The following is a 22,536-nucleotide window of genomic DNA, read 5'->3' as shown; positions in this document are numbered from 1 at the left end:
TCCCTAGAATGGTTAAATATTTAAGTCGATTGGCATTATCTAACTTTTCAACTAGATAACCTTATCAACGCCCATAAAAAATACCCTTAATCTAAGTGATTAAGGGTATTTAACTTAATTTTCATAAAGCTTAAACTGTTTTTTATAAAGTTTAAGCAATGTATAAATTATTACAATCGGTTAAAACTTATAAGTTGCTTGAAGATAACCAAATCGACCTATATTGTCATATATTGCAGAGCCTGCACCTGTGCCAGTTGTGCTACCTGGTAACTTACGATCAAAGATGTTATCGACACCAAATTTTAGCCCAATACCATTATCGAAATTATAAGCCACTGAAGCATCCGTAACAAAATATGAGCCGTAGCGCATCTCGTTAGATGGATTAGGGTTAGATTCTATTTGTGTAGGATTATATAACTCAACTCCATCGATAAAACGAGTAGTAAAGCCAACCATTAGATTATCATAAGTATAATCAACAGAAAGGTTACCTTGCCAAGATTCATCACCTAGTACCCCTTGGTAATCGGTGTAATTCTCTGGCTCAGCTGAGAATGGGTAATCTTTAGCTTCAATTAAATAAGTACCAATGAAACTTGTACCAAAGCTACCACCAAAAGCATCAAAATCATAACCAAACTCAAAATCCACCCCTGAATTCAAACTACGTGCGATGTTAAGTGCAAATCCCTTTAATAAAGTAATTTCACTAGTGTTTGGATCGCGTGTAATTAAACCACAGAATTGGTTATCTATACCTGTTGGAGAATCTACACAACGGTCAATAATTGTTTGAAAACCGATGCCGCTGATTGTGTCGTCAATGTCAATTTCCCAGTAGTCGGCAGTTACGCTAAACCCTTCTAACCATTCTGGCTGATAAACAATACCCGCAGTAATTGATTTAGACTCTTCTGGTTGAAGATCAGGGTTACCACCTACTAGGGTTTCTAACGTCGCGCTATCATAGTTTGAATCAAAATCAGCAGGGACACCTAATGCCGCACAGTTGGCTGCACGTAAAGCTCGGCCTGATTCACTTAACTGATCAAGTTCAGAAACTTTACAGCTATCATCTACATTCGTAAATGATTGACTTTGTCCAGAAAACAGCTCATCAATATTTGGTGCTCTCATTGCTTCTGAAACAGTAAATCTAGCACGTAGCTCTGGAGTAATAGTCCAATCTAAACCTAATTTCCAACTTGTTGCATCACCAACTGTTGAATAATCGGCATAGCGAACCGCAGTATCAAAAACTAAACTATCAATTAAAAATACATCTTCGATTAACGGTACTGACAATTCGAAAAATGCTTCCTTAACATCATAGCCGCCATCAGTTTCACCAAGTGCATTAAAGAAAGTAGCGCCCGTTTTGGCAAATGGGTCTTCTATAGTTACACTAGTCTCATCACGGTATTCTACACCACCCGCAAAACCGACCATGCCCGCAGGCAATTCAAAAAGTGCAGAGTTGCTAAATGTAGCATTAAATACAGTTTGCTCAATCTCAGAAGTACCTGTTGAGGTCGTGGTCACATAATCGATTGCTGCTTGGCTAATCGCTCCATCACCCATGATGTTAGCAGCTACGCAGCCATCAGCGCGAGCCTCTGCACTACGGCAAACAATATTTCCGCTATCATCAAAAACAGCATCTATGGCATTTGCGTAATTAGCCATAATCACGTTTGCACCATTGACACGCTCAATTTCCGACTTACCATGAACTAAAGATATATCCATAGACCAATCTTCAGTAATATAGCCTTGGATACCAGTTACAAATCGCGTTGTTTCACGAGTGTTTTCTTCTAAGCGGCGACCAATATCATTGTACATCTTATTTACGCCAATAATCGATAGACCTTCTTGGTCCATCATTGCCGCTGTATCTGCTGATAAGAAAGCATTGTCACGACTAATTAAATTTGCGCCACTATAAAAACGGAAAAACGGTTGGCCAATATTTTCGCCTTCAGTTTTAGAGTATTTAGCTTGGAAATACGCATTTAACTCATCAGTCACATCATAATTTACTTTAAAATTATAGTTAACACGTTCAAATTTTGGCTGAATCTCAGAATATTGGCGCAGGTTTATAAAATCACAATCTGGGCCACCACAATATTGCCCATCATCAAAACTACCTGTGTTCACAGGTCCTAATGTGCTATCAGGATTGAATCTTCCTAAAATATCGCCAGTGTTCGGATTCCAAACAGTACCAGCATTTGAAATTAAGTAATAGCCAGCATTTGGAACAACTATTTTATCTGGGTAATCTTCACTATCGAGCTGGTCTTCTGGTCTACTCTCTCCTGTTACTACATCATATGGCATTGATGCATATGATGTTGCTGTCCATGGATTATCTAAAGCGTTTAGTGAATCCTGAGCATTGTATTCCATAGAGAATGCCACATTACCGCGACCTTCTGAAAAATCTTTACCGTAAGAAAAAGTAAATTTCTCATTTTCATATGAACTGTTTTCTGCAACACCTTTCGTTGCAGATACATTCAAACCACTTATATTTTTTTTCAAAATGAAGTTAACAACACCTGTTACAGCATCAGCTCCATATACAGCTGATGCACCACCTGTGATGATCTCTACCTTTTCAATCCAAGCACTTGGGATTGTGTTTGTATCAACAGACGATGTACCTGGTGCACTTGAAACGTGGCGTTTACCATCGACTAGAACCAAAGTACGCTCACTACCCATACCACGTAAGTCAAGCAAACTCACACCCGCAGTACCAATGAAACGACCAGAGTTAGCAAGTGAATAAGTGGTCGCCAGTGCTGGTAATTTATTTAACACTTCACCAATGTTTAGTGCACCAGTATTGATCAGATCCTCACCACTAATTACTGTTACAGGTGATGGTGAAATTGCCCCTTCACGTAAAATGCGAGAGCCCGTAACTTCGATTCGCTCAACTTTCTCAGCGCCCTCTTCCGCGGCAAATGAAGTTGCTGAAAATGCAGCTGTTGAAGCTGCGCCAAAAACAATTCCTAAACGAACAGCCTTTGCAACTTTAGTATTTAACATTTGATTCTCCCTGGATCATATTGAAATATGATTTTTATTAGTTTTATTACATTTAAAAGAGTACCAAATTACAAAAGTACCCAATTAAGTGTTAATACTAATACCGCCAGCAACACAAGGTCAACATATAAATAACATTTAAGTCAAGATATTAAATTTCACACCAAGAGCGAGAGTTAATTGCATTAATGTATTTATCGCAACTCTAGCGTATCAATAGATGCGAAGCCGGTTCGTTTTGTGGGAACTTTAAGTTCTAGAAAGAAAATCATTACAGCGGTATGTCAATCATAGGTAGCTTGCAAGTTACTTTTGTCTCCTTAAAGAGAGATTGAACACAAATTAGACTTACTAGTAAGAATCGCTTGGACTTGTCAAGAAGTATGAGAGCAATATTAAAAAAACGACTTATCAATTGTGATCGGCTTTTGATAAAAATGGCAGCTCGTTTGTCTTTAAAGTATTAATTATGCCCATTTAAAACAACGTGCTAAACTTTATTTTTTCTTTTATTCATTTAATAGAGTAATTTAGGTTAATAACTACATTAGATAATGTGAGTGTTAATCTATTGCAACCTAGAAAACTCATGCAACATTTAAAAACTTAAAAAGGAATGATTTATACTACTAATTGCAAGAAATAAAGCTGCTCTATAATATTAATAACTAAAACTAATCCATCACCAAAATTTGATTAAGATAAAAATTATGAGCTGATTATAACGAATACTAAAACCTAAAACACTTTCAGTTAAATTTAACTAAAGACAAATTAAATTAATGTCATTAATTGTCTTTAATAAGTAAAAACCCACTGAAAAATCAATGGGTTTATTATGACTGTTATCCTAATTAAAATTAAAAGCTTTGTGTATAACGGAAGTACCAAAAACGACCAATATCAAATCCGCCATAATAAGAGTAGTTCGAGCTAGGACGTGAGTACATAAGTGGGCCTTGTTTATCAAAGATATTATTTGCACCTACTGATATCGCCCCTTCCCAAGGCAAGTTATAACTTACTTGCACGTCATTGAAAATTGTTGAACCATTCTTTTGTTTAGGTACAACAGTTCCATTTGTCCAATCACGTTGGAAGTCAGGAACATTACATCTATCCTCAAAATAACAATTTTCTCTCATCGATGAGAAATAACGCATATTCCAGCTTGCACTAAAATCTTCATATGACCATTTCAGTCCGGCGTTTGAACGAACACGGAAAGTAGAGCCATGACCTAAGTCTGATGTTACTTTTACCTCGGGTTCATCCGAAGATTTTTCGTCATATTTAGTCACATAAGTCATATCCATTGTAGCTCTGAAATCACCAAAACTAGTCTCAAATGGATAGGCTAATGCTAAGTCGTACCCAGCCGTTTCAGTAAAACCTGCATTGCGATTACCATAGCTTAAGTTGTTAACAATAAAGCTATTAGGATCACGAGAGAACATATCACAACGCGATTCATCAAGGCCAATATAACAATCATCTAGGATTTGATTTGGTGAATCAGCGACAACAGTATTATCAATCGTGATGCTCCACCAATCAACAATGATATCTAAATTTTCAACGAGCTCAGGGTTATAAACAAAACCAATGGTCTTAGTCGTAGACTCTTCTGGTTGTAAAAACTCATTTGAACCACTATTAAATGGCACAGGAGTTTGAGCAGCAGGTCCAGTTGTTGGTACAAATCCTTGTTGTAATTGGCGGTAATCAGCCGGAACATCTTGTAAACAACGAGCAGATCCTTTCGCAACACCGTAAACTGAATCACATGGATCAATAAAACCTGTGGTGAAAGTCTGAGAGCCTCCGCCATAGAGATCACTGATTGTAGGTGCTCGGAAACCTTCAGACCAAGTACCACGAATAAGCAATTCTTCTACTGGACGCCACTTAATACCAATCTTACTATTCGTTGTGTCACCAAAAGTACTATAATCAGAATAACGTGTTGCTAAATTAAGTGTTAATTCATGTGCTCCCGCAACCCCAGATAAAATAGGAATATCTAGCTCGGCAAATAATTCTGAGACATCGTATTCACCACCAGTTGCACCAGCTGCAAGAGTTGTACTTTCTCCTAACTGCGCTAGCGCATCTGGGGCATATTCCCCCTTCTCTTTACGATGTTCAGCGCCTAGTGCAAAAGATAAGTCACCTGCAGGTAGCTGAGCTAGTAAACCACTGATATTAGCGAAGTAAATTGCAGTTTCAGTTTCACCACGATAATGTAATGTAGGAATAAGGAAGTCTTGCACTGCAGGATCTGCAAGTGAATTATCAACCGTGCCGGCACCAAAACCAGCTAAAGGGTTCCATGGTGTACACTCAGACAATGATATAGGCGCAGCTTCTGTTCCACACTGTACTTGACCTGATGCATTTAAAAATGATGGCCCTGTGGCAGCTTTAATTGCTGGTTTATACAAATCACCAGAGCTGACGCCTAAAGATGAACTTTTACTATATACACCACCGATATCCCAATCAAAATAATGACTTCCTACCTCAAAAGAGCCTTCAATTGCTGCGGTAAAACGAATCGTATCTTGGTTACTATCTGTAGTTCGTGGCACTTCCCAACCACGGCGAGTAAATGAAACATCTTCACCGACTGGGTTAAAGTGGCTATCAGCGCTCAACACTATGCCATCAGAAGCTGATTGATAAGGGTAACCTGCAATTTGACGACGAGCTGATCGTTCACTGTAACCTATATCACTGGTAAAATTGATATCATCAGTAATAGCATAATTTGAACTAATATACAGTGAACGCGCACTAAGTGGGGTTTCAACATGCATTTGCTCTTGAGGGTTACTTGAACCATTTTCATAGGTTTGCGGTTCAAAATCATCTAAAGAGGATGCATCACCAGGACGCTTGGCAACCCACCATTGGTCATTATAAGAAAATCGGCCATATTGACCTACTAAAGTTCGGTTGTTTGGAATATCATAACCTGGATAACCAACTTCTGAGAAATAACGATCTTTGGCCCAAACATCTCCCTCATCACGCCACTCAGCACCAAAAGTTATAGAACCGCGCTCACCTGCAATACCGGTAACCATACTTATATTTTTCTTTTCGCCATCTCCCTCATCATACTCACCACCATATACTGTGAATTCGAGGCCTTCAAAATTCTTTCGTGTAATAATATTAACTACGCCAGCCATCGCATCGGAGCCATACATTGCAGATGCACCATCTTTCAACACATCTATACGTTCAACCATACCCATAGGAATAGCTGATATATCTTGTAAACCACTGGTAGTAATACCTAAACGTTTGCCATTTACCAGTACTAAAGTACGACTTGCGCCTAAACCACGTAGATTTACATAGTTACCACCAACATTTTCACCCGAGCTAAGTGGTGCGGCGCGGCTAATTGGCGGTGCGCCTGAAGCAGACATATTCTCAAGCAGATCTATAACTGAGGTAAAGCCTTGATTTGCAATATCTTCTCTTGTGATTGTTTGAATTGGTTGGGCGGTCTCAAGATCCGTAGAACGGATTCGTGAACCTGTAACTTCTATACGCTCTACTTTATCGACACCTTCATCTGCAGCAAAGGAGCTTACTGAAAATGCAGCTGTTGAAGCGCTACCAAAAGCGATTGCTAAACGAACAGCTTTTGATACTTTATTATTAATCATTTGATTCTCCCTGGTCATACTTTATATGATTTTATTAGTTTTGATTGCTCAATATAAGGCACAAAGTATCTAAAAAAGAAACTTAGTACCTAATAAAGTAATGAGATACTAATATTAGGAACAACCAGAGGTCAACACTTATTTAACTTTGACATCACTTAATTTACAACAAAAACAAAATAAAACACCACAAGAACAAATTGCAACATATTGTTTTGTTTATATAATTAAATTAAAAAATGCAAAGGAGCTATATGAATAAATTTGTTTGCGGAGTAGATACAGGCTGATATTCTCAAAAAAGTATTAGTACCTAACTGAATCATATAGAGAATGTTGTAAAAAGAAGGGTAAGAACGAAGATTAATATACCACGCAATCTAGATAATTTATTTTAATTTAAACTTAACTTTACAAAAGAGCTTGGCTAGAAGAAAGATAGTATTGAGTAGTTCTGAAGTCACAATAAGAAATTAAACAGACTGCGTAGTTCAGCGGTTCACAAAATCATTTAACGGCCTTGATAATCCAACATAAAATCCCCGTTTCCAATTTCATAACATCAAACTCGAATGATACCCACTCATTTTCAGCGACAGTCTTAAAATTCTCTATGTCTAAGCTTGACCACGATGCTTCATATTGATCCTGTAAACGTAATTGAAAAGCAGTAAGTTTTTCGTGAGTATTTATAACTCTTGCTGTATTAGTCTGTCGCCAATCCATAATAATGGGCAGTAGTTCTTTAACAAGTAAATTGTACCACTCTAGTTCATCTTCAGAAGTACATTCACTTTGTTGCAATTTCACTTTTTTCAATAAATTAGCATTCTTTTCTTTAAATTGAGCTTGCTGTCTTTCAGTTAGTTGAGCTTTGTTCTCAACACCCTGGCAAAAATCACCAAAGTCATACAGTAGTGCCAATAAGCCATCAGGGTTATTCAACTGACTCAGTATCTTTAAGCCAATTTTGCAATCAGTAGAAATAAAGGAATCTTGGTGATGTATTAATGCTGTAAACTCCCCTCCACTCTTTAACACCCTATTAACTTCTGATAAGGCCGCTATTGGCTCTGCATACTCAAAACCGAATTGACTTATAACTCGATCAAACTGAGCATTTACAAAAGTTAAATTTTCAGATGGCGTATTTCCATAAAACTGAATTTTTTCTAGCGTTGCAAAGCACGGATCTGTCGGGCTAAAAATAGTTAAAGGATCTATCAATGCGGCATCTGATGCTGAAATATTAAAATCAGCTCCAAATTGTTGTGCTAAGACTGCTAACCCACCATTACCTGTTGCTAAGTCTAAAATTGCTGCGGAAGCCGGAAATGAGTTAAACGTAGTTTGCCAAAATTCAGCTATTTCACCAGTATAGCCCTGTGCATGCTCTCCTTCTGCAAAGCTATTAAGTGATTTGGTTTTTGACCAATATGAATTCCAATGTTGCATTATTCATCCAAATAAAAAAGGTGGGTTATAAACCCACCTTTCATTTAACTTAAATTAAATCTTAAAACGTTTGAGTGAAACGGATGTATGAAACACGTCCGTAAGCATCGTAAAGATTAAAGTTATAGTTACGGCCATCGTATGGAATTAACTCAGGCTCTTTCTCGAATGCGTTTTGCATACCAAGTGCAATTGTTGTACCTGTTGATAGGCTATAAGTTACTTGTAAATCATGAGTAACCCATGTGCCAACATTACCAGTACGGTCCACACCACCATTATCATTTGCGGTAACATCTTCATACTGTTTACCAATTAAGTTGATGTTCCAAGCAAAATCAAAGTCATTCCAAACATAAGTATTGTTTAGTACGGCACGATCTTGTGGCTCACCTGGATCTTTTAGCGTATTACGGCCGCCATCGATCTTACTTTCAAACTGGTGACTCCATTGAAGAGTTTGACGGAATGTACCCGCATTACCAAAATCAAATGTGGTATTTAAGTTTAGATCTAGACCATTAATCGCCCAGCTACCTTCATTTGCATAACCTTGAGTGATTAAGTCGATACCACCATTGCTTAAACGTTCTACGCCTAAGCCTGCAGGGATTGGATCACCTGATTGCTCTCTGTCTAGGATGGTATTAGCACCAAAGAAACGGATCATGTTAGATATTTCAATATCGTAATAATCAGCAGAGAAGTTTAACCAATCTGTTGGTTGGTAAGCCATACCAAACGATAGTTGCTCTGATGACTCTGAACCAATCTCAGGGTTTGCAACAGTGATTGCATTAACTTGCACATCACAACCTGCTGGTAAACCAAAGTTAGCACATGAAGGGTCATCATTTACTGATGGGTTATCTGGTGCTGGTTTAGATGTAGTAATATCAAGTGTTGGAGCACGGAAACCTTCACCGTATGATGCACGAAGTACTAAGCCTTCCATTACGTCATATTTGAAAGATACTTTCGGTGAGAAATCACTACCGTAATCAGAATAGCTATCGTAACGTCCAGCAACGCTCATCTCTAGATCTTCTAAGATAGGAATTAATGCTTCAAAGTATGCGCCTTTAACATCACGTGAACCACCAGCACTGTTACCTGATGAACCACCTACTTGACCAGCTTCTGAAAGTGAATCATATGTATCAGAGTATTCTTCTTTACGGTATTCAGCACCAACAACTGCTTGGATAGTACCGCCGCCAATTTCCATTACATCAAATGACGCTGAAGCAAAAGCTTCTTCTTGATTAAATACACCGATACGTGACGTAGTAACTTTTAAGCCACTTAGTAACGCTTGATAATCACTTTTCTCTGCATCAGTTGTAAAACGAGCACCAAATGGGTCGTTTAGCATGTATGCACCACTGTCCATTGCAACACGTGCGTTACTACCCATTAAGTAGTTACGACCGATTTCATAGGTTTTAGTTTTGTTCTTACGTACACCGAAATCAACGAACACATCGCCAATTTGACCTTCAGCACTCAGTAAGAAGTCAGTTGACCAGTTATCAACTGAATTATCACGATTACCTAGAGCAGCAAAACGGTGACGAATTTGTACTAAACTAGGATCATCGCCATTGGCAATTTCTTGTGCTCTTTGTGCTTCTACTGCTGCAGCGAAGTCAGCATCATAAAAAGCACCATTAGGGTTGATTGGGTTATTTGGACTTGTATCTGATAAGAATGCTGCATCACCGGCATCATTTAATGAAGGTGCATAACGACCAAACGATTTAGTTTTTGAAACTAAAGTATGTGATAAAATTTTCCAATCATCGTTGATCTCATATTCTGCTTTTAAGAACGCAGATTGGTTACCCGTTGATGCTTCATTCGCATTGGTAGCGTTAAAGTTATAGCCACACAGATCTGTACTTGTATAAATGAAGTTTTCTAAGCCCTCACACTCTTGTTGCGAGATAATTGATTTATAACCTTGGCCTTCTGCTGGGTTGAATGCATTCACACCAAAACTAGAAACACCTGGTTGAACCCAATCATAAGCATTTTCATAGATAATATCGCGGTTATTCCACGATACACCACCAATTACTGATGCATTGTCGCTTGACGCGCCAAAAACTGCAGAGCCTTCTTCACGATCACCACCTTCATTAGGTAGGCTCACATCACCAGCACCGATGCGTAATTCTGCACCATTAAAATCTTTACGAGTGATAACGTTGATTACACCAGCGATAGCGTCTGAACCGTATACCGCAGAAGCACCGTCAGATAGAATTTCGATACGCTCAACAGCAGCCATAGGGATTGAGTTCAAATCCTGTGAGTTACCAGTTGATGGTGATTTAGGTAGACGACGACCATCTACTAAGATTAACGAGCGTGATGCACCAAGACCACGTAAGTTTACTTGAGAAACACCTTGCGCAGAGCTACCAGACTGAGGACGGAATGAACCTGCAGAGTTAAAACTTGTATTACGTAACAAGTCAGAAACAGAGGTTTGACCCGACATATCAATTGCAGCACGGTCAATGACTGTTACAGGAATTGAACCTTCTAGGTCAGTACGTCTAATACGTGAACCTGTAACTTGGATACGTTCAACTTTATCAACGCCATCATTTTCTTCTGCCGCGATTGAGCTAGCAGAAAATGCGCCCGACGAAACGGCGCCAAAAGCGATCGCTAAGCGAACTGCCTTTGAAACTTTATTATTTAACATTTGATTCTCCCTGGACCACTATTTTGTGGTTATTTTTATTTAGCTTTTGTAAACATTTGCAACGTTTGCATTGCAAACACACAATGATACTAAACAAAAAAAATCAATATGCCAACATTTGTTCACGTTTATTTAATCTAAAAACAGATAACAGCACAAAATATTGCCATAACAGGTACAAAAATAGAGAAAAATGGGACAACCAATACACGGTTAACTCTTCTTTAATAACTTTATTAGTAAACCTGAACACAATAATTCCATAATTAGGAACGGTTCACAACAGCGATAATTGTGCTTCGCTATCTGTAATAAAATCGTGATTAAGGGGGTGTAGAATCATTTGCGCAATTGGCTTTAATTGTTTTTCAACATAAACACTGTAGTCAAATTGATAATCGGAAGGTGTTATCTGTTGCAAATACAATTCAGCGCCAGACTTTGTGTACACGTACTCAACAACCTGCCCTTTGTTGATCACAAAGTCGGGGTAAACAGATTGGTATTTTTTTATTGCTTGTACTTGCGGCGGAACGTTCTTTTGGTAATCGATCAAATGTTGACCAAGTCGTTTTCTGTAAACAAGTTTACTGTCAAACTCTCCCGCATATAACCGTGTAATGTAACTTTCAATAATGGGAGTTAACATTTCAACATTGAAGTTATCGAGGAACAAAGTGGCGAATAATTCTGTTTGAAACTCGTGGGCGAGCTGGGTCCAATCACTGCGCGCTGTTTCCATTCCTTTAAAAATAAGTTCTTTTTTGCCTTTTGTATCTACTTGGCCTACGTAACGCTTTTTTGAACCTGTTGTTTTACCACGTATGGTTGGCATAAAAAACGGGCTATATAAAGTTTCAAACTCAATTTCTAAATAACTTGGTGTAGCAAAGCGCTGCTTTATCGTGTGTTGCCATTTCTCATTGATCGTAATAGCTAGTTGCTTAGCGATCACTTCACAAGCTGAAGCATCGAGTTCGTCAGGTAAACTCACAAATGTTGAATCCGTATCACCGTAAATAACTGTGTAGCCAAGCTCTTCAATCCACTGACGAGTGGTTTGCATGATTTCATGTCCGCGTAAAGTGATGGAGCTGGATAAACGTGGATCATAAAATCGGCAACCTTTGGAGCCTAATACGCCATATAGACTGTTCATGATAATTTTAATCGCTTGAGACAGCATGTGCTGCTCTGTGTTTTTTGCATGCTGCCTTGAAGACGCTAACGTTTTTATTAAATTAGGTAAGTGGTGCTCTGTACGTGAAAAAAAGGCGCCTTTAAAGCCTGGTATTGCGTTCACTGGCTCGGCTAAACCACGAATTAGTCCAAGTGGATCAATGCAAAATGTTTGCATGATAGATGGATACAAGCTTTTAAAGTCCAGCACTATGACATTTTTATATAGCCCAGGAATTGACTCCATTACGAATCCGCCTGGGCTTTCAAACGATAAACCATGATCGCCTAAATTAGGGGCAACATAACCACTGCGATGTAAAAGAGGCAAATATAAATTAGTAAATGCCGCTACTGAGCCCCCCATTCGCTCCAACTCAAGTCCTGTTAACTGAGTGCGAACTATAGCAAATTCAATTAAATTTAATTGCTCAAAAATTCGCTTAACGAGTATGCAGTCTTGGCGGTTGTAAGCTGCGAGTGATAGCTTATCTTCATTAAATTGACGAACAATTTCACTAAGGCGATTATCGCTTTGAATTAGCTTTTTTTCACCAAGTACTTTATGACTCACATTCGCTAGTGAAAAACTATCAAAGTGATAAGTGGCGTTTTTAAGTGTATCAATTCCATCAATCACACAACGTCCAGGTAGGGTTAAACGGGTAAAATGCCCTTCGCGTATTTGTAGTTGTCCATGCCCACGCCCCAGTAATAATTTAACACCCAACGCCTCAGCGCGGCGGTTTAGTACTGAAAAATCAAACTCAATGACATTCCAACCAATAATGATGTCTGGATCGACTTGCTGTACCAACTGTTGTAATTGAGTGAGTAAATCAATTTCATCAAGGCACCAATAAATGCTTTGCTCGCTCTGTTCAGGTTCACCAATCATTAGTACGCAGTCAATTCCCTCACCGACTAAGCCAACAGAAAACAACACCCCCTGACCACTACATTCGATATCTAATGACAAGGTTTTAAACTGTGGAGTATACGGATCGGCGGCTTTTAACTGAGCATTATCGATTTGAATATACCCTGCTTGCTGAGTCACATCACCCGTGACCCACACACCACCACGAATAAATCGCTCCATTAAAAAGCGGTCACTGTGGCGTACATCACCTTCATATACTGTGATTTGATTATCGATAGATTGGCTCTCAAACACCTGCCGAGCTTGATATAATGCTTGCGTGCTGGAGAAATAACACGCTATACATTGTTCGCCGCTAAAATGTTGCATTGCGACATGTTTAAATTCAGCGGTAAGATTTTGTTGACGAAGCAATTGTTCAGCTAGGGCATGCTGTTTTTCTGGAATAAAAAACACTGCCTGCTGATTCGGCACTAACACTTTTATTGGTCCGTGATCTGAGCTCAACCAATAACAAAGAGTGATCCCGCTATGGCGACTATACTTATCTGCGGCATATTGTTGCCTTGAAAGAATAAAGCCTTGATAGATTGCTTGTGTCAATGTTCGATCCCAATTAATATACAGCACTGTAATTATATACATACTTTAGGTTATTCACCCATGCTTTCTGATACATTAAAAACAACGATAAGAAAAATTCATAAGCATGTGGCCAACAACCTCAATGATTATCGTCCCCGCAGTAGTCAAAATTATCTAGTGGCTGAAATAGCCAAAACGCTGGCAGGCGAATACCACAAAAAGCAACGAATTTGCGTCATAGAAGCAGGAACAGGCACAGGAAAGTCGCTAGCTTATTGTTTAGGCGCATTACCACTGGCACTTGCGCAAAAAAAGAAGCTCATTATTTCAACCGCAACAGTTGCATTACAAGAACAATTAATAAGCAAAGAACTGCCCTTTTTTAAAAAACACTCTGGCCTTGATTTCAAATTTGATTTAGTGAAAGGTCGCCAGCGCTACTTATGCGCTCATAAACTGCATAATGCAGTCAACGGTGACAGCCAAACACAAATGGAGTTTATGCCCACACTCTCATCACCACTGAGTGAAATGGAAACTAAATGTTTGCAGCAGCTCTACGATGCTTACACCAATAAAAAATGGCAAGGTGATAGAGATAGTTGGGCCGATACCATTCCGGATCGTGTGTGGGGATTGATTGCCTGTGATAAACACGCCTGCCAACGGCAAATGAAAGCCCATCAAACCTGTCCGTTTCAACTTGCTCGCCAGCGCTTAATGCAGATGGATGTGCTGGTTATTAATCATTCTTTATTGCTGGCTGATCTTGATTTAGGCGGCGGGAAAATTTTGCCCGAGCCTGATAATAGCATTTACGTTATTGATGAGGCCCATCACCTGGCTCATATTACCCGTGATTTCTCATCAGCCGCAGCCACAATTAAAGGCACCATTGACTGGCTTGACAAACTCACTAAATTCAGTGGCAAAATGGCTAAAGTGTTAGTTGGTCAAAAAGCTATAGGACAGAACTTTAAGCTTTGCGACAGTATTAATGATGCTACTAAAGATTTAAAAGTAGTGCGTGATATTTTGGATAATGCTGATTTTAATTATTCAAAAGACGATACATACCGATTCGAACACGGTGAAATCCCCGAGTCGTTACACACTAAAGCCAAGGATATCAGTGAAGCGACCTTAGATGCGTTACGCTGTTTAAATAAAATGCACGACACACTTGTTCAAGACGTAAGTGATGGCGATATCAAACCTTATGTGGCTGATCCTATTTTAGGTGAAAGTGGCCATTATATTAATCGCCTTGAACAATTAAACAAGCTCTGGTTTAGCTACGCAACTAAGGGGGAAGGCACACCCCATGCACGCTGGATAAAACGCTTAGAGTACAAAAATCATCACGATCACTTATTAAGTGACTGCCCTATTGAAGTAGGTTATTACTTAAAAGATAAACTCTGGCGAGAATGTGCTGGTGCCGTTTTATGTTCAGCCACACTCACAGCACTTGGCTCATTTGACCATTTTGCTTATGAAAGCGGGCTTGCTAAAGAAGAAGGGGTAAAATACTTAAAAGTGCCTTCCCCTTTTGATTACCCAAACCAAGCAACCTTGCACATTCCAAGATCACAAATAGAGCCGACAGATAAAGAGTTTAGCGATCATTTAGCCAACGTTTTACCTAATCACCTAAATAAGCAGCAAGCTAATTTAGTATTATTTGCTTCATACTGGCAGATGGATCATGTTGTGAAAGCCCTACGCGCTAAAAACCTAGATATTTTAGTGCAAGGTGAAATGTCGCGCGAAGCACTACTAAAACAACATACAAAGAATATTGATGCAGGCAAAGGCAGTATTTTATTTGGCACGCAAAGTTTATCCGAAGGCCTCGATTTACCGGGTAAATACCTTGAAAACTTAGTGATCACTAAGATTCCATTCGCGGTGCCCACATCACCTATTGAAGAGGCACAAGCAGAATTTGTACAAAGCAAAGGCGGCAATCCATTTTTATCTATTACAGTTCCCGATGCGGCAAAGAAATTAGTACAAAGCTGTGGTAGACTGCTGCGTAAAGAAAACGATCAAGGTCGGATCACCATCCTCGATCGCCGTTTAGTGACTAAGCGATATGGCAAAGCCATGCTGGACACATTACCACCCTTTAAAAGACAAATAGATTATTAATGTTTGAACTTGCACTAGACCCAACAACATGGGCACTTCTTTGTGCTGTGGCGCTTGCCGCAGGCTTTATTGATGCCGTGGCCGGTGGTGGCGGTATGTTAACTGTACCAGCGCTTTTAACTGCTGGCCTTCCCCCCCATTTAACACTGGGAACAAATAAACTCGCCGCAAGCTTTGGCTCTCTCACAGCGAGTATCACATATTTTCGTAAACAACTCTTCAGTCCTCGGTTTTGGGCCGCTTCAATTATCGCAACCGCCATTGGCGCTTTACTGGGAACTCTAATAGTTGACTACCTGAGCATTGAGTTTTTAAACAAGCTTCTCCCTGTGGTGATCATTTTAGTTGCCTGCTATAGCTTGTTTGGTAATTTAAGCACAGTTGAACATGATAACCTTCCGCCACTCAATAGAGCGACCAAAATAAAACAATGGTTGCAAGGTTTGAGCTTAGGCTTTTTTGATGGCTTAGCAGGCCCAGGTACTGGCACTTTTTGGACAGCCTCTAATAGCTTGCTATACAAAATGAGTTTATTACTAAATTGTGGCCTTGCCCGTTCAATGAACTTTGTTTCTAACTTTGTATCACTTATTACATTTGTTGCACTGGGCCATGTTAACTTTTTGCTGGGTATTACAATGGGCTTGTTTTTAATGTTTGGCGCTTGGTTAGGTGCTCATTCCGCAATTCGTTTTGGCAGTAAGTTTATTCGTCCTGTTTTTAATACCGTGGTGATTATTTTAGCGTTAAAACTAATTTATGAGGCTTACTTATAATATGCATACAGCGTCTTTTGATAAACTTTGCCAACAAGTTGCTACTTTAAAGCAGCATGCAGAGCAGTTTGATAAAGCTAAATTATTTGCTAAAAACCGCTATATGCAAGCGCAGCCTAGCCTATTTGACCGTGGTGTTTTTACCACCAAAAGTATGAAGCTTGTTGATTACGTCCTAGAAATTGAAGATGAAGTAAATACCCTTCCACCACTGGATCGCCGCCATGCTCATAATTATGCGTTAGAGCGAATTGCTAACCAAGTGCAAGCAGTATTTAACGTTATAAAATCGACGCCTATTTGGGAAAAAGAGAACAAAAGCACGTATAAACCTCGCCATAAAGTGACAAACCAAACAGCACCTTATCAGCAAGCAGTTAAGAAGATTATGCAACCCGCACATGAATTATATGACGAGTTAAAACAAAATCATGAGTTCGAACGTCGTTTAGTATTAATGGTGGAAGAATGTAAACTTAAAATGCAAAACGTGGGCCCTATCAAAGCGAAAGCCATTAACCTTGAGATATTAGCACTACACGGCCGGCTAGGTCGTTGTCGCAAAGCTATATCGGCTACCGAAGAAAAAATTCAACAAGTAGAGAAACAACAATTACGCTAATGGCCGTCTATTATCACCCACTCTATTCAAAACTTGCATTACCGCAACGCCACCGCTTTCCTATTACTAAGTATCAATTGCTGAAACACGCTATTACAGAGCTAGGTTTTACTGACTTTATTCGTCCACATAAAGCAACGAATGAACAAATCCAACTTTGCCACACCCGTGAATATACTGAACGCTTTATTAGTGGCCAGTTAACTGAAAAAGAAATTAAGAAAATGGGTTTCCCCTGGTCAAATCAATTGGTTGAACGCACACTATATTCTGTCGGTGCCAGTATCCAAGCCGCTGAGTCGGCTTTAACAACACAATTGGCGGTAAACCTCAGTGGTGGATATCACCATGCGTATAGCACTTACGGCAGTGGTTTTTGCATTTTTAACGATCTCGCTATCGCTGCCGCACATCTTATTAATACGGATCAAGTATCCAGTGTCCTAATATTCGATTGTGATGTACACCAAGGCGATGGAACCGCCGAAATTTGTAGTGCTCAGGAAGGTGTGATCACTTGTTCAATTCATTGTCAACAAAATTTTCCTCGATTAAAACAACAATCTGACTATGACTTTGCCATCGATGCTGGCACAACGGATGATGAATACCTAAATACACTAAAAAGTGCCCTCGATTTTTGTATTCGTCTACATCAACCAGATATCATCTTATATAATGCTGGCGCGGACATTTACCAAGGCGATGAGCTCGGTCATTTTGATATCAGCTTAGAGGGCGTCTATCAGCGGGATTTACTCATCCTTAATACCTGCCGGCAACATGCTATCCCCATAATGTGCGCTTTAGGTGGCGGCTATCAACGTGATACCCAACAATTAGTCACTGTCCATAAACAGCTTTTTCGAGCCATTGTCGATTTATCCCCAAGCTTGGTATAGACTAAATACAGTGATAAATGACGTAGCAGGCAATACTGTGCGATTACATGACGATATCCACAACTATTATGAAAAAATTGTAATTGAAGAGATCGGTAAACGACAACTTGAAAAAAGTTATAGTGAAGATGTAATGGCCGACTTTTGTTGCACTGTACTCAATCAACTACCTGCACGTTATATTCGCTATGATGTTGATATGGAATTTTATTTACCACAAGTAGAACGTATTCATATACAAGAGCGTGTTAATATAGCGATTGATGTCGCGATAAGCCAAATCGCAAAAAAGAAGAACTTAGATGACTAAAGAACTTGAACAAGCGCCCACTCATGTAAAACTTGCCGTTGACTTGATTATGCTCTTGGAGCAACACGAGGTTGCTCCAGAAGATGTGCTAAATGCACTGGAGATTATAAAAGCTGATTATGAACGAAAACGTGAGCAGCTCATAAATAATCAGTTAGCTTAAGCCCAACTATTTTACTCATCATCAAAAATCGCCACATAAGTAGCCTGCGTATTCGATTTGCTTGCACGATACATACCGCTGGTATTAAACGGTAAACTAATATTTCCTTTATTATCAACAATAATGACCCCTCCAGTGCCACCTATAGGTTTGAGCACACCGTTAATCACCTCATCACCAGCTTGACCAATGGTTTTATTTTGATATTTAACTCGGGCACAAATATCTGCAGCGACATTGTAGCGTATAAAATACTCACCATGTCCGGTAGCAGATACCGCGCATGATTCATTTTCAGCGAAAGTTCCCGCGCCTATCACTGGCGCATCACCAATACGGCCAAAACGTTTCGCCGTCATACCGCCTGTTGAGGTACCCGCCGCTAAATTACCGTTTTTATCCAGCGCAACCGCACCAACTGTGCCCATTTTATAATTTACCGGTAATGCGTGGTGAGCTGCCTGATAATCTTTACTGGTGGCTTTTGCTTTATCTAATTTCTCTTTGGCTTTTAGCAAAGCTTTATAGCGATTTTCAGTGTCAAATAAATTGTTTTCAACCAAAGGGACACCCTGCTCTTTAGCAAATTCTTCGGCCCCCTGACCACTGAGCATCACATGTACCGACTCTTCCATTACCAAACGAGCTAAATTTATTGGGTTTTCTATATGTTTAACCCCAGCTACAGCGCCCGCTTGACGATCGCGACCATCCATAATCGATGCATCTAATTCATGGCTGCCATCATATGTATACACCGCTCCACGTCCTGCATTAAAGTACGGAGAGTTTTCTAACACATTAATTGCCGCAGTCACTGCATCAAGGCTTTGGCCACCTTGCTCAAGCACTTTATAGCCTGTTTCAACCGCTTCTTGTAACTTTGCTCGGTAGGCTTTGTCTTGTTCAGGGGTAAAACGGCTTTTTTCAATCGTACCAGCACCACCATGGATTGCAATTGCAAACGGGCTAGATTGAGTCGATGCTGGCGCACCGATAGCTAATGGACTTAACGTTAAACAGCACGCAGTGAGTAACGCGCTAAAAAGTGACTTGTTCATACAGGTAACTTGTGTTGGAAGTAAGTACCTCCAATGTGAATAAACTTGTGCTAAATTACAAGCCTAACCAGATAAAAGATACAAAAAAAGCGCCAAATGGCGCTTTTTAGTAGTTCGTATAAATTACGCTTGTTGCGCTTTTAAACGAGCCAAACGTGCTACTTGGTGCGTAGACGTTAAGAATGAGTAAATCGGAGCTAGGTAACCACGCTTACGGAGTTCTAAGAACTCTTCATCGCTTAACTCGTTAAGTTTTTTCTCATCGATAAGGTAAATACCGTTAATGTCTTTTTTCTCGCCTTTGATATCAACAGTTAATGTTTGAGCTACTAAAAGTTCTTTATCAGCAAGATACTTAGTGAATGCTTCTGTTACATGAGAAAACTCAATGAATGATACTAAGGCTTCTTTACGACGCTTTAAGTAATCAGTTTCTTCACCGTTTTCGAATAATGCATTGCCTTCAGCCTCACCCACTAATGGGCTTGCTTCGTCAATTACGATACCGTATTGATCTTCTTGTGGGTGCTTAACCAAACCAAGTGGGTAGCGTGTTGTTGCCATAGGTGCAAACGCTGCAGTCCATTTACCATCTTGTACAAAAAGGTTTTCGCCTGGCTCTAAACCAAACATTGCTACCGCTTGAAATTGACCTGTTTCGTTATTTTTAACGAAAGACATAGGGAACTCATTTGCTACACGCGCAAACTCATGTGCAACAACTGGCACTAAGTGTTGAGTTTTTAAAAATTCTACATTAATGCCATTTTGAATTTTAGTGTTGGCATGCTTTTCGTTGTGTAAAGGCTGTACTTGTTGCTCCGCCATGTTACTGCTCCGTTTATTATATAAATAGATTTATTTTGCTGTTAGTGCCCTAAGGCTAAAGGTTTTGCCACAAAAATGGAAGTGAAATGTTTGTTGCAATTTGTACGCTGAGCTTTTATTGAAGTGAACCTTCTTCACATATAAATACAAAGTTAACCGCAAAATAACTTATACTCGTTTCATGTATTTAACTTTTAGCTGATTTGTCAATAAGACGCTGAAACTGCCCCAAAGAAATTAAATGCGAATAAATAGCTTCAAGCATGCCATTTTTTTGTAATGAGAGTAAATCGTCATCACTTAATGCATTCAATAACTCTCGATCGACCGAAAATAAACCGGAAATCTGCTGCTTGTTTCCATCCCCTAAATCAAACTTAAAGCGTTGTTCAATAAGCAAACCTAATTCATTTAGCGTTTCAATAAACTGATTGCAAATCACTTCTTGTTCAGCTAAGTGCTTTAATTGCTTTTGCTTTTCAATCATATACGCAGATGGTTGCCCATCACCAGCAACTAAAGCAACCCCTTCACCTAGATCATTCAACTCATCTGAATTAATCGCAATTACGATGTCCCCTTCAGCATTTTTTGCTAACGAAAAAGGGTACTTAGATATATTTTGCGGGACATAAACCGTTTCAAAGTGACCATCATCGATAAATACATTAGAGCCTGCTTGCAAACCTAAAATAGCCACCATATGATAACTATCTGTTTTTGATTTAATAAAAGAAATTGGGAAGTTTAGTGCTACCTTTGCAATTTCGCTAGGTACTATACTTACCATGTGAAGATGGCTAGCATGTGAATATTCCTCACTAATTTTAACAGAATATTTTTTATGTTTTTCTAAGCTAAATATTTCATAATTTTCTGACATAAATCACTCATCTATATGTTATTATTTTACTAAAAATAACATGTATTCAAGGTAAGTTAAAGGATGAAAATACAACGAATTAATGTTGCAGAAATTGATAACTTAAAACGTTATCTTGAAAGAAAAGACACACCAATAATTTTAACCAATTTATTTGATAGTTGGCCATCATTAGAAATTGCAAAACATTCTAAAGAAAGAATATTACAACATTTAATAAGCCAAGCAAAAAATGAGCTTGTTAATACTTTAGTTATTGATGAAAAACACAATGGATTAATAGGTTTTTCAGATGATACTTTTGAGGCATATACTTTTAAAAAGTACGATGCTCCTTTTCCTGCTGTACTTAAAAAGCTGATCCTTAATTTAAAGTTGAATAATAGCGATGTCATTGCAGTGCAAAGTGCTCTAGTTAAAGATTGCTTAACTTCATTTTTAAACAATAACCCTTCTCCAGACTTTTTAGCAAATATTGACCCTCGAATTTGGATAGGCAATGCCACAACAGTGCCAGGACACTATGATTGCGAGCATAATATAGCTTTAAACCTTTGTGGAAAAAGAACTTTTTACCTGCTACCTGCCGAAGCTATTTCAAATTTATATGTGGCGCCACTGGATTTTTCCATAGCAGGGCCCGCCGTTAGTCAGGTCGATTTTTCGCAACCAGATCTGACTAAGTTTCCAAAATTTTCTAATGTAAAAGATCAAGTGTTAAAAGCATCATTAAATGAAGGAGAGGCTTTATTTATTCCACCACTGTGGTGGCATAATGTAAAAGCAACTGAAAAAATTAATATATTAATTAATTATTGGTGGAAAAATGAAATCAATGAACAGGGTATAAACAGCGATTATTCTGATAGTTTATTACACAGCATTTTAACAATTAGGCATTTACCTGAGCACCAGAGAAAGTCATGGCAAAAAATATTTGATTATTATGTTTTTAATAAATCAGATCCCTTCAATAACAAAACTAAAAGTTATGACGGTATATTAAGTGGCAACAAAAGCAAAATAGAGCAGGCATATAAAGCTCTAGCTTCAAGAATAAAAAATTAAAACACTCAGTTTTATTGAAGTTTAAAATACGCCATTTAAATAACTAAATTCATTAACAATAATTAAATTACTATATTATTTAACTTGAACTTATAAGTAATTTAACTCACGAAAATGATAGTGTGTAATAGCACATTATACCAATCGTGTTAAGTTACTGACCATTTATAGCGACAGGTAAATGGAGTGATAACAAGGC

Annotated in this window: 15 protein-coding genes; 7 read left to right on the top strand and 8 right to left on the bottom strand. The window is 38.8% G+C overall.

The window, feature by feature from the left end; all coding sequences use genetic code 11:
* Window positions 1-180: 180 nt before the first annotated feature.
* The 5 genes from CWB85_RS20280 to CWB85_RS20260 form a co-directional block, all read right to left on the bottom strand.
* Window positions 181-3,069: a TonB-dependent receptor domain-containing protein gene (locus tag CWB85_RS20280; RefSeq protein ID WP_138555873.1), complete on the bottom strand. Its 2,889-nt coding sequence runs from the start codon at window positions 3,067-3,069 to the stop codon at window positions 181-183.
* Between the two features lie 860 nt (window positions 3,070-3,929).
* Window positions 3,930-6,752: a TonB-dependent receptor domain-containing protein gene (locus CWB85_RS20275; RefSeq protein WP_138555872.1), complete on the bottom strand. Its 2,823-nt coding sequence runs from the start codon at window positions 6,750-6,752 to the stop codon at window positions 3,930-3,932.
* A gap of 507 nt (window positions 6,753-7,259) precedes the next feature.
* Window positions 7,260-8,207 carry a class I SAM-dependent methyltransferase gene (locus CWB85_RS20270; RefSeq protein ID WP_016707493.1) on the bottom strand — a complete coding sequence of 316 codons (948 nt, stop codon included), beginning with the start codon at window positions 8,205-8,207 and terminating at the stop codon, window positions 7,260-7,262.
* A gap of 61 nt (window positions 8,208-8,268) precedes the next feature.
* The gene (locus CWB85_RS20265) at window positions 8,269-10,923 is read right to left on the bottom strand and encodes a TonB-dependent receptor (RefSeq protein ID WP_138555871.1); all 2,655 of its coding nucleotides are present in this window, start codon (window positions 10,921-10,923) and stop codon (window positions 8,269-8,271) included.
* A 277-nt stretch (window positions 10,924-11,200) separates the two neighbouring features.
* On the bottom strand, window positions 11,201-13,588 hold the full coding sequence (locus CWB85_RS20260; protein WP_138555880.1) for a DNA polymerase II: 2,388 nt from the start codon (window positions 13,586-13,588) through the stop codon (window positions 11,201-11,203).
* A gap of 60 nt (window positions 13,589-13,648) precedes the next feature.
* Here CWB85_RS20260 and dinG point away from each other — a divergent pair, with 60 nt between their 5' ends.
* The 6 genes from dinG to CWB85_RS20230 are packed head-to-tail and all read left to right on the top strand — an operon-like array spanning window position 13,649 to window position 18,497.
* Window positions 13,649-15,724, top strand: coding sequence for an ATP-dependent DNA helicase DinG (gene dinG / locus CWB85_RS20255; protein ID WP_138555870.1), 2,076 nt, complete (start codon window positions 13,649-13,651; stop codon window positions 15,722-15,724).
* Window positions 15,724-16,500 carry a sulfite exporter TauE/SafE family protein gene (locus CWB85_RS20250; protein ID WP_016707497.1) on the top strand — a complete coding sequence of 259 codons (777 nt, stop codon included), beginning with the start codon at window positions 15,724-15,726 and terminating at the stop codon, window positions 16,498-16,500. Before dinG ends, CWB85_RS20250 begins: the two co-directional genes overlap by 1 nt.
* A 1-nt stretch (window position 16,501) precedes the next feature.
* Window positions 16,502-17,122 (top strand): primosomal replication protein, encoded by a 621-nt coding sequence (locus tag CWB85_RS20245; protein WP_138555869.1) that lies wholly within the window; start codon window positions 16,502-16,504, stop codon window positions 17,120-17,122.
* Entirely contained in the window at window positions 17,122-18,024 is a 903-nt protein-coding gene (locus CWB85_RS20240) for a histone deacetylase family protein (RefSeq protein ID WP_138555868.1), read from the top strand. The genes CWB85_RS20245 and CWB85_RS20240 overlap by 1 nt, the downstream gene beginning before the upstream one ends.
* Window positions 18,025-18,061: 37 nt before the next feature.
* Window positions 18,062-18,334: a late competence development ComFB family protein gene (locus tag CWB85_RS20235; protein ID WP_029216046.1), complete on the top strand. Its 273-nt coding sequence runs from the start codon at window positions 18,062-18,064 to the stop codon at window positions 18,332-18,334.
* Window positions 18,327-18,497: a DUF2496 domain-containing protein gene (locus CWB85_RS20230; protein ID WP_016707501.1), complete on the top strand. Its 171-nt coding sequence runs from the start codon at window positions 18,327-18,329 to the stop codon at window positions 18,495-18,497. The genes CWB85_RS20235 and CWB85_RS20230 overlap by 8 nt, the downstream gene beginning before the upstream one ends.
* A gap of 11 nt (window positions 18,498-18,508) precedes the next feature.
* Here the strand turns inward: CWB85_RS20230 and CWB85_RS20225 are convergent, their stop codons facing one another.
* From CWB85_RS20225 to CWB85_RS20215, 3 genes are all read right to left on the bottom strand, one after another.
* Complete coding sequence (locus CWB85_RS20225) at window positions 18,509-19,558, bottom strand: isoaspartyl peptidase/L-asparaginase family protein (protein ID WP_016707502.1); 1,050 nt, start codon at window positions 19,556-19,558, stop codon at window positions 18,509-18,511.
* A 123-nt stretch (window positions 19,559-19,681) separates the two neighbouring features.
* Window positions 19,682-20,386 (bottom strand): SapC family protein, encoded by a 705-nt coding sequence (locus CWB85_RS20220; RefSeq protein ID WP_016707503.1) that lies wholly within the window; start codon window positions 20,384-20,386, stop codon window positions 19,682-19,684.
* Between the two features lie 187 nt (window positions 20,387-20,573).
* Entirely contained in the window at window positions 20,574-21,269 is a 696-nt protein-coding gene (locus tag CWB85_RS20215) for a SapC family protein (RefSeq protein WP_138555867.1), read from the bottom strand.
* A gap of 63 nt (window positions 21,270-21,332) precedes the next feature.
* Here CWB85_RS20215 and CWB85_RS20210 point away from each other — a divergent pair, with 63 nt between their 5' ends.
* The gene (locus CWB85_RS20210) at window positions 21,333-22,337 is read left to right on the top strand and encodes a cupin-like domain-containing protein (protein WP_016707505.1); all 1,005 of its coding nucleotides are present in this window, start codon (window positions 21,333-21,335) and stop codon (window positions 22,335-22,337) included.
* The last annotated feature ends 199 nt before the right edge of the window (window positions 22,338-22,536 follow it).

The sequence above is a fragment of the Pseudoalteromonas sp. S1727 genome (assembly GCF_005886375.1).
Taxonomy (GTDB): Bacteria; Pseudomonadota; Gammaproteobacteria; order Enterobacterales; family Alteromonadaceae; genus Pseudoalteromonas; species Pseudoalteromonas haloplanktis.
This window is presented reverse-complemented; position numbering and strand designations above follow the sequence as displayed.